9 protein-coding genes are annotated in these 8,405 nt (G+C 58.5%); 7 read left to right on the top strand and 2 right to left on the bottom strand.

The window, feature by feature from the left end:
- From DBR24_RS12280 to DBR24_RS12270, 3 genes are all read left to right on the top strand, one after another.
- Positions 1-998, top strand: a 998-nt coding sequence (locus DBR24_RS12280) for a hypothetical protein (RefSeq protein WP_128614886.1), incomplete at its 5' end; no start/stop codon positions are given.
- Between the two features lie 12 nt (positions 999-1,010).
- Positions 1,011-2,057 (top strand): acyltransferase family protein, encoded by a 1,047-nt coding sequence (locus DBR24_RS12275; RefSeq protein ID WP_128614885.1) that lies wholly within the window; start codon positions 1,011-1,013, stop codon positions 2,055-2,057.
- 128 nt (positions 2,058-2,185) lie between these two features.
- Complete coding sequence (locus tag DBR24_RS12270) at positions 2,186-3,316, top strand: GDSL-type esterase/lipase family protein (protein WP_128614884.1); 1,131 nt, start codon at positions 2,186-2,188, stop codon at positions 3,314-3,316.
- A gap of 43 nt (positions 3,317-3,359) precedes the next feature.
- Here DBR24_RS12270 and DBR24_RS12265 read toward each other — a convergent pair whose 3' ends face one another.
- On the bottom strand, positions 3,360-3,773 hold the full coding sequence (locus DBR24_RS12265; protein WP_128614883.1) for a mannose-1-phosphate guanylyltransferase: 414 nt from the start codon (positions 3,771-3,773) through the stop codon (positions 3,360-3,362).
- Positions 3,774-3,802: 29 nt separating this feature from the next.
- Positions 3,803-4,636, bottom strand: coding sequence for a UTP--glucose-1-phosphate uridylyltransferase GalU (gene galU, locus DBR24_RS12260; RefSeq protein ID WP_123461999.1), 834 nt, complete (start codon positions 4,634-4,636; stop codon positions 3,803-3,805).
- A gap of 393 nt (positions 4,637-5,029) precedes the next feature.
- On the opposite strand from galU, the gene galE reads away from it, so the two are divergent.
- The 4 genes from galE (at position 5,030) to DBR24_RS12240 (ending at position 8,399) form a co-directional block, all read left to right on the top strand.
- A complete protein-coding gene (gene galE / locus DBR24_RS12255) occupies positions 5,030-6,046 on the top strand; it encodes a UDP-glucose 4-epimerase GalE (protein ID WP_128614882.1) in 1,017 nt (338 codons plus the stop codon).
- Positions 6,047-6,278: 232 nt separating this feature from the next.
- On the top strand, positions 6,279-6,515 hold the full coding sequence (locus tag DBR24_RS12250; protein WP_007910552.1) for a hypothetical protein: 237 nt from the start codon (positions 6,279-6,281) through the stop codon (positions 6,513-6,515).
- Between the two features lie 144 nt (positions 6,516-6,659).
- Entirely contained in the window at positions 6,660-7,724 is a 1,065-nt protein-coding gene (locus DBR24_RS12245) for a polysaccharide biosynthesis/export family protein (protein WP_128614881.1), read from the top strand.
- A gap of 9 nt (positions 7,725-7,733) precedes the next feature.
- A complete protein-coding gene (locus DBR24_RS12240; RefSeq protein ID WP_128614880.1) occupies positions 7,734-8,399 on the top strand; it encodes a YjbF family lipoprotein in 666 nt (221 codons plus the stop codon).
- The last annotated feature ends 6 nt before the right edge of the window (positions 8,400-8,405 follow it).

The following is an 8,405-nucleotide window of genomic DNA, read 5'->3' as shown; positions in this document are numbered from 1 at the left end:
CTCGTAGGACGAGCGATCCGGGCCCGGATGCCATGACCTTGTGGTCGTCCTATGCCAGGGCGGACAACTGCAATTTCTGGAACCCGTTCTCGCCGGATCGCTCGTCCTACGAGTGTTCGGCGTTCCTGCTGCGGCCCACCGGGATCAACCTGACCAACGCCTGGGCCTACGGCATGTTCTGCAACTTTTTCCTCACGGCGATTCCGGTGGTGGTGTTTCGGCGCATGCCGTTGGCGATCTTCGGCACCTTGTGCCTGTGGGGCATTGTTCGTTCGTTTTTTCTGGAGAACCTGACCAAGGAAATCATTGTGTCGGTGGCGGTGTTGAGCATTCTGCTCAGCGCGTTGACGCGCAAATATCGCGGCGGTTTTTTCCTCTCGGCGGTGATCTACGGCGTGCTGATCCGGCCTTACTGGATTCTGTTTTCGCTGTCGTGGGTCGGCGTCTGTGTGATGAAGAAGTACGTGTCACGCACCACGTTTTTCCTGATGTTGTTCCTGTTCTACCTCGCGGTGGCCATGGCGATCCAGATAGCGCTGGGCTTTCCGGTGTCGTCGATTCGCGCGAGCAACAACGAATTGCGCACGGCGGGGGAGGAGGGCTCGAAATCGTTGATCGTGTCGTGGCTCAGCGGCAGCGACTTCGTTTCGCAAGCGCTGGACTCGATGATCATCTTCTTCCGGCTGTCGTTTCCGGTGGAGCTGATTCTGCTGTCCGGACCGGGCCAGGTGATCTTCGTCGCGTTGATGATCATGACCGCGCTGCTGCTGTTCAAGGTCATCACCTCGACTGATTACAAGGGCGCACCGATCCAGACCAAACCCAAGGAACTGATCGCGATTCCGCTGGCGTTTCTGCTGGTGCAGGGCTTGTTCGAGCCGGACTTCGGTTCCTTCGCCCGGCACTTCTCCATGGTGGTGCCGGTGTTGTTCGTCGGGCTCGGCTTGATGCTGCGCGCGAACAAACCGGTGCGGGTTGAATCACGCATTCTGAATTGAGGCAGGTGCTTTATGTCGAGCAAGAAAAAGTCCCTGGAGATCGAAACCCTGCGCGGGCTGGCGTGCCTGTTGCTGGTGCTTTATCACGTCATCGGGCCGCTGGGCGGTGGTTTGAAAATCGACATCGGCTCGCCGTTCCGGGTGATTGCCGACTCGATGGTGTACGTGCGCATGCCGTTGTTCACCTTCATCTCCGGGTACATCTATTCGATCTACAAAATCCGTGGCAATGACTTTTCTGCGTTCTTCAGCGGGAAGGTGCGACGCTTGATCGTGCCGCTGTTTTGCGTCGGCGTGCCGTTTTCGGTGTTGCAGGCGGTGGGCCCCGGGGTGAACAAGGAGGTCGGGGTAGTCGACGCGTTGCTGTCGTTCTGGGTGCCGATCAACCACTTCTGGTTCTTGCAGGCGGTGTTCATCATTTTCATGTTTGTCGGGTTGCTGGAGTGGCGCGGGATGCTGCGCTCGGCGACACGGCTGTATGGGTTGTTCGCGTTGGCGGCGCTGTTGTTTCTGTTGCCACCGTTCAAGCTCGATGCGTTCGGTATCAATGGCGCGATCTACCTGTTGCCGTTTTTTGTGGCGGGGATGATTGGCCAGGAGAACGTCGACGCGCTGAAGCAGCGCTTCAAGGTGATCGGGCCGGTGCTGTTTGTATTGATCTCACTGACGTTGCTGTACGTCGCGGCAATTGATCGTGAGTTGATTGTCGATCGTCGCAGTCTGATCGGTCTGACCGTGGGTTGCCTGTCGTGCATCGCCTTGCTGTCGAGCGATGTGCGCTCGAAGGCGCTGACCTGGCTCGGTGGTTATTCCTATGCGATCTTCCTGTTCCATGTGCTGTTCGCGGCGACGTCGCGGTTTGTGCTGGGGCGGTTGGGGGTGAAGGATGAAAGCTTGCTGGTGCTCGGTGGCTTGAGCTTTGGCTTGCTCGGGCCGGTGGTGTTGTCGATGATTTTCAGTCGATTCAATTTCACTTCTGTGTTGTTTCTTGGCGAGCGGGTGGCGAAGAAGAAACCGGCGGCGCCCATCGTCCCGGTGGTGCAGACGCAAAACAGCTAAGAGCTTCGCGAGCAAGCTCGCTCCCACAGTGGATATCTGCAAGTCATACCATCCCTGTAGATGACCACAATCCCTGTGGGAGCGAGCTTGCTCGCGAAGGGGCCATTCCAGACTGAAGGAAATTTTGCATGTTGGCAGTAGATGATGCGCATCCCGTCGCAGCGTCGGTGGTTCAGGTAGGCGATGCCCGCGAGCGTTTTGCCCAGTGGCGTGAAGGCAAGGCTGGCAAGGTGTTGTCGGTCTCGGTGATCGGCGACAGCTACAGCGCCGGGCAGGATTTCTACCTGAACAAACTGGTGCAGCGCGTGGCAGGGGAGGTGGGTTTTGCCGGGCCGGGTTACGTCGGTTTCAACCACGGTGCGGCGCTCGGCGGAACGCATTTCAAATACACCCGCAGCAGTGACAAGTACTTTGCCGGCGACTGGAAGGTTTCAGACCTGGGACAAGCGAGTCCGGAAAGCCGCACGGTGACCGGCCGGCCCGGCGCATGGCTGCAGGTGGATGCGAGCCCGACGCCGCGCATTGATACGGCGGTCACTCAGGCGAAACTGCTTTACCTGGGCAGCGGCGAACCCAGCGAGATCCGCTACCGCTGGACGCCTGCGCAAGACTGGCAGCCGTTGACGCTTGAAGGTTCGGGGGTTCAGGAAGTCCCGCTGACAGGTCTCTCGGCAGCGAAAGACTGGTCCTTCAAACTGGAAGTGGTGAAGGGCACACCGACGTTATTTGGCCTGTGGATGAGCAACGATCAGAACGGCGTGCGAGTCTCCAAACTGGCGGCATCGGGCGCGGCCTCTGCGGATTTCTATCACCAGGATCCGCAATGGCAGGTGCAGTGGAAAGCTGCCGTGTCGAAGATCCCCGCTGATGTTTACTTGATCATGCTCGGCGGTAACGATCAGGGTTTCGGCGTGAAGCCAGCGCAGTATCTGCAGAACGTTCAGGGGCTGGTGGGGATGCTGCGCGAGATTCAACCGAAGGCGAGCATCAACCTGATCATGCGGCAGGACACCACGCGTTCCAGCGCCTATCCGATGTCAGCCTATGCGCAGGTGCTTGAGCCTTGGGCGCGCGCGCAGCATCTGGGTTACGCCAATCTGCAATGTGCGTTCGGCCCCGACGTCAAACGCTACGCGGCGGCAATGATCGGCCCGGACAAGATTCATCCGGTGCCGGCCACGGGCGGGAAGGTGATTGCCGATTACTTTTATGGCTGGATCATGGGCGTCAAGGATCGGTGCGACGCCCTCCTGAAATAACCACAAACCCCCTGTAGCTCCTGCAGGGGGAATGGGTCAGGCATCAGACGTCCTGCGTGAAGGCGTCGACTTGCTCGAGCAACTCCGCAATCTTCTGCGGCATCAGCCGTGTATCACAACGGGTTTCCACGTTGATGATGATCGCCGGGTCGTTGCAGCAGATACGCACGCGAAAGCGCCAGTCGCTGAAAATGACTTTCAGACCATCGCGATCATCCATTTCCAGCGCCTGCTCGACATACAGCTTTTTCAAATGCGCGAGCAGTGGATACGGATCGCGCAGCGGCCGGCGAATGTCCCCGGACGCCGGAAACACACCAATCCGCTCCACCAGCAGAATTGTGCCCAGCCAGGACTCGTTGGCGCTGGGCAACGGCTGATGGCGGGACAACCAGCTCATCACCCCGAGGTTACCCACCTCGCGTTCAATCTCTACGGAATGTTGTGCAATGTTCATGGTGGCCTCGTTGGGTGAAGGGCGCCGTCTCAGCGACCCTTGAGGTAAACGTTTTCGTAGCAGAAGTTGGTCGCCTGCAGGTAACCCTCGGCGTCGCCGCAGTCAAAGCGCAGACCTTTGAATTTGTAGGCCAGCACGCAACCGTTCTGCGCCTGTTTCATCAGCGCGTCGGTGATCTGGATTTCGCCGCCCTTGCCCGGCTGGGTGTCGGCGATCAGGTCGAAGATGTCCGGCGTGAGAATGTAGCGGCCGATGATCGCCAGGTTCGACGGAGCGTCCTGCGGCGCCGGTTTTTCCACCATGTTGTTGACCCGATAGATGCCGTCGGACATCAGCTCGCCGGCGATCACCCCGTACTTGTGGGTCTGGTCGGCCGGCACTTCCTGGATGGCAACGATCGAGCAGCGGAATTTCTTGTACAGCTGAATCATCTGCGAGAGCACGCCGTCGCCTTCGAGGTTCAGGCACAAGTCATCGGCCAGGACCACGGCGAAGGGTTCGTCGCCGATCAGCGGGCGGCCGCTGAGAATCGCGTGGCCGAGGCCTTTCATTTCCACCTGGCGGGTGTAGGAGAAGGTGCAGGTGTCGATCAGCTCGCGAGTGCCGGCAAGGAACTTTTCTTTCTCGGTGCCGCGGATCTGGTGTTCGAGTTCGTAGCTGATGTCGAAATGGTCTTCCAGCGCACGCTTGCCCCGGCCGGTGACGATGGCCATGTGTTGCAGGCCGGCGTCCCGTGCTTCTTCAACGGCGTACTCGATCAACGGCTTGTTGACGATCGGCAACATCTCTTTCGGCATGGCTTTGGTGGCCGGCAAGAAACGCGTGCCATAGCCGGCAGCGGGAAACAAACATTTACGAATCATAAAAGTATCCTGGACAGTCATGGAACACAGGCAACAGATGCGCGCACTCATACAGGGCGTGCAAGTTTCAATAATATTGTTGAACGACTGCTTTAATACCTGAGTCAGGTTGTTGATGGCAATTAGTCGTAGCGGTAAAACATGACAATGTTATGAGATGTCGGTAAGTGCGGTATTAGTTATTTTTAGTCGGTATCTGTTGATAGTGATGAGTGCGCGGGGAGTGCTAATAAGTAGCGGGCAATACAGTGTGACCTGCAAAAATATTTATTGCCAGTCATTGAACTAGTTTTGTTTCCGGTTGTTGTCGCCTTATTTATGTGGGTTGTGACACATCTTCAATAAATCAGGCTTGACACGCTACTTGTCACTCATCCAAAGACGGATCGCGCTATGAAGATTCTGGTAACGGGTGGTGCCGGTTATATCGGCTCGCACACCACACTTGCGCTGCTTGAAGCAGGTTATGAAGTTGTCGTACTGGATAACCTTTGCAACAGCAGCGAAGCCGCGTTGCACGCCGTTGAAAGCATTTGCGGCAAGAGTGCCTGGATGATCCGCGGCGATGTCTGCGACCGGGCACTGCTCGAGCGGATTTTCCGCGAGCACACCATCGAAGCCGTCCTGCATTTCGCCGGGCTCAAGGCCGTGGGCGAGAGCGTGCGCAAGCCGCTCGAATACTACGAGACCAACGTCAGCGGCAGCATCAACCTGTGCCAGGCGATGGCGGCGGCGGGGGTGTTTCGCCTAGTGTTCAGCTCTTCGGCGACGGTGTATGGCGAGCCTGAGCAGATGCCGATCCGTGAGGATTTCCCCACCGGCAACCCGACCAATCCCTACGGCCAGTCCAAGCTGATCGTCGAGAACGTGCTGCGTGACCTGAGTCAGGCCGAGCCGCGCTGGAGCATCGCCTTGCTGCGCTACTTCAATCCGATCGGCGCCCACGCCAGCGGGCATATGGGCGAAGACCCCAACGGCATTCCCAACAATCTGGTGCCGTATATCAGCCAGGTGGCGGTCGGCAGCCTGCCGGAGTTGTCGATCTTCGGTAACGATTACCCGACAGTGGATGGCACCGGCGTGCGTGACTACATCCACGTGGTCGATTTGGCGGACGGACACTTGAAGGCCTTGCAGTCCATCGCCGAACGCACCGGCATTCATACCTGGAACCTCGGCACGGGCGATGGCTACAGCGTGCTGCAAGTGCTCCACGCGTTCGAACAGGCCTGCGGGCAACCGGTGCCGTATCGCATGATGCCGCGCCGTTCCGGGGATATTGCCGAGAGTTGGGCCGATGCCTCCAAGGCCGCCAAAGAGTTGGGCTGGAAAGCCACGCGCAACTTGCAGGACATGGTCACCGACACCTGGCGCTGGCAATCGAACCATCCTCGCGGTTATCTCGAATGATGTCGTTCTAATACTGAATGTTAGTTTCGGTCAGGTGTTAGATATCGTCGGGAAAATACGCTGGAAATGCCTTTTGCAAGTCCGTAGATATAAACCTGCCGTTCGACTTTTATCAGTTGGGTAAGACTGTGAAAGAACAACGGATCTTGTTCGCGCTTTTTGCGGACTTGAACGCTACCACCTCTAACTCAGACCGGTTTTTTAACAGGTCGAATGTTAGAAAGGAGTTGATATGAAAAAAGTAATGGCAGTTGCCCTGTTGACGATGTTGAGCAACTGGGCTGCCGCCGCTGAAGCGCCGCTGACAGCGGTGACCAATGTAGGTGGCAATGTAGCGGCTTCTCAAGCGCCTGCAGCCAGTACTGCAATGGTCGCCAGTGCTGTAGCGGCGTCCAACAGCGGTGGCAGTGCCAACGGCGGTACTACCGGTACCACAGGTACCACCGGTACAACCGGCACGCATAACTAACAGGAACATTTGTTAGTGCAGTACGAAGTCGCCCGACGCAAGTCGGGTGACTTTGTTTTTAGATTCGCCCTTGAATAGCGTAGTGCCATTATGACTCGTAGTGTTTATCTTTTAATGTTGGCAAGTCTCGCTCTGCAAGGTTGCATGTTTTCCCCCGGTCAATACCTGAGCACCGGTGGCATTACCCGCCAGGGTGCCAGCGAAAGCAGCCGGGTCGAGCTGATTCCGATCACGCCCAAGCTGATCTCGATGAACCGCGCCACGCAAAAGCGTGAGTCGTTGCCGCCGGAACTGTTGGCGACGCCCGCCGAGTACCGCATCGGCAACAACGATGTCCTGTACATCACGGTGTGGGATCACCCGGAGCTGACGGCCCCGTCCGGCGCGCAACAACAGATCGACGCCAACGGCCGACTGGTGCGCTCCGACGGCACGCTCTACTACCCGTTTATCAAGGAAGTCCAGGCCGCCGGCCGGACCATCCAGCAACTACGTTCGGACATCGAACAACGCTTGTCGGCGTTTATCGCCGAGCCACAAGTGGACGTGGCGGTGTTGCGTTTCGCCAGCCAGAAAGTCGTGGTCACCGGCGCGGTGGCCAAGGCCGGCCCGCAAGCGATTTCCACCAATCCGCTGAGTGTGGTCGAAGCCCTCGGTTCGGCCGGCATCGACACCAACAATGCCGACTTGTCCGGGCTGTTGCTGACGCGCAACGGGCGCACCTATCCGCTCAACCTCGACTCGCTCAATCAGCAGGATTCGCAGTTGCAGAACGTCTACCTCAAGGGCGGCGACCAGTTGTACCTGCCGTATAACGACAACAAGCGCATCTACGTCATGGGTGAAGTCAATCAGCCGCGCGCGCTGAGCTTCAAGACCGCGACCATGAACCTCACCGATGTCCTCGGTTCGGTCGGCGGCTTGAGCCAGACCACCTCCAACGGCAATGCGGTGTATGTCATTCGCGGCGTGGAAAACCTCGACGTCGAGCCGGCGAAGATCTATCAGCTCGAAGCCGAATCGCCGACCGCCATGGCGCTCGCTTCGCACTTCGAAGTGCGTCCCCAGGACGTGGTGTATGTCGGGCCGGCCAACGTGACTCGCTGGAACCGTCTGATCAGCCAGTTGGTGCCGTCGGCGTCGATTGTCGGCACTGGCGCTTCCGCTGCGAAGAACTGGAGCGAATTCAGTAACAACAACGCCAAATAAGGTCCGACTTTGAACATTTTGAAAGTTGGCCTGTGCCTGATGGCGGCCTCGTTGCTGTGTGGCTGCAACCCGCTGATGAGCGCTTCGTTGAATAACCTTAAAGCGGCGGTTGTTGGCCCGGATGAAGTCGACGTGTCAGCGGCCGAAGTGGCCGCGGTCAACTACCCGCAGCTGAAACTGACCACGCCGTCCGGCTCCGGGGTGCTGGCGCTGGTGCGCGAGCGCGAAGACCTGCAGTTCTGGGTCGCCTCGGGCAAACAGGTGCTGTTACTGCGCAATGGCCTCGCCGTGCGCAGCATTGGCCTGGGCCTGGAAGGCGATCTCGATGGCACGCGGCTGGCCGATGACTCGCCGTTCAAACAAGGCCTGCATCACGTCGCCGACGGTTTCACCACGCGGCGCTGGATCGACCTCTACAAGGGCCAGGAAGTCGGGGTGATCGTCAACAGCCGCTTCTCGCGCCGATCCGAACAAACCCTGCAGATTCTCGACAAGGAATACACCGTGCTGCGTGTCGATGAGCAGATTGACGCCCCGGCCATCGGCCTGCGCGCGACCAATCGTTACTGGGTCGACCCGCGTGACGGTTTCATCTTGCAGAGCGAGCAGCAACTGACCTCGCAGTTGCGCGTCAAGGTTGTGCAACTGACCCCTGATCGCAGGCACCTGCCGTGATGCGCC

Origin of the sequence: Pseudomonas sp. HMWF006 (assembly GCF_003061205.1) — a bacterium.
GTDB lineage: Bacteria > Pseudomonadota > Gammaproteobacteria > Pseudomonadales > Pseudomonadaceae > Aquipseudomonas > Aquipseudomonas monsensis.
The sequence above is the reverse complement of the archived record's forward strand: the minus strand, read 5'-3'. Positions and strand labels throughout refer to the sequence as shown.

Bases quoted from the DNA above. Each gene is read 5' to 3' on its own strand.
- DBR24_RS12275 (WP_128614885.1), top strand. From the start codon at position 1,011: ATGTCGAGCAAGAAAAAGTCCCTGGAGATCGAAACCCTGCGCGGGCTG.
- DBR24_RS12250 (WP_007910552.1), top strand. From the start codon at position 6,279: ATGAAAAAAGTAATGGCAGTTGCCCTGTTGACGATGTTGAGCAACTGG.
- DBR24_RS12245 (WP_128614881.1), top strand. From the start codon at position 6,660: ATGTTTTCCCCCGGTCAATACCTGAGCACCGGTGGCATTACCCGCCAG.
- DBR24_RS12265 (WP_128614883.1), bottom strand. From the start codon at position 3,773: ATGAACATTGCACAACATTCCGTAGAGATTGAACGCGAGGTGGGTAAC.
- galU (WP_123461999.1), bottom strand. From the start codon at position 4,636: ATGATTCGTAAATGTTTGTTTCCCGCTGCCGGCTATGGCACGCGTTTC.
- DBR24_RS12270 (WP_128614884.1), top strand. From the start codon at position 2,186: ATGTTGGCAGTAGATGATGCGCATCCCGTCGCAGCGTCGGTGGTTCAG.
- galE (WP_128614882.1), top strand. From the start codon at position 5,030: ATGAAGATTCTGGTAACGGGTGGTGCCGGTTATATCGGCTCGCACACC.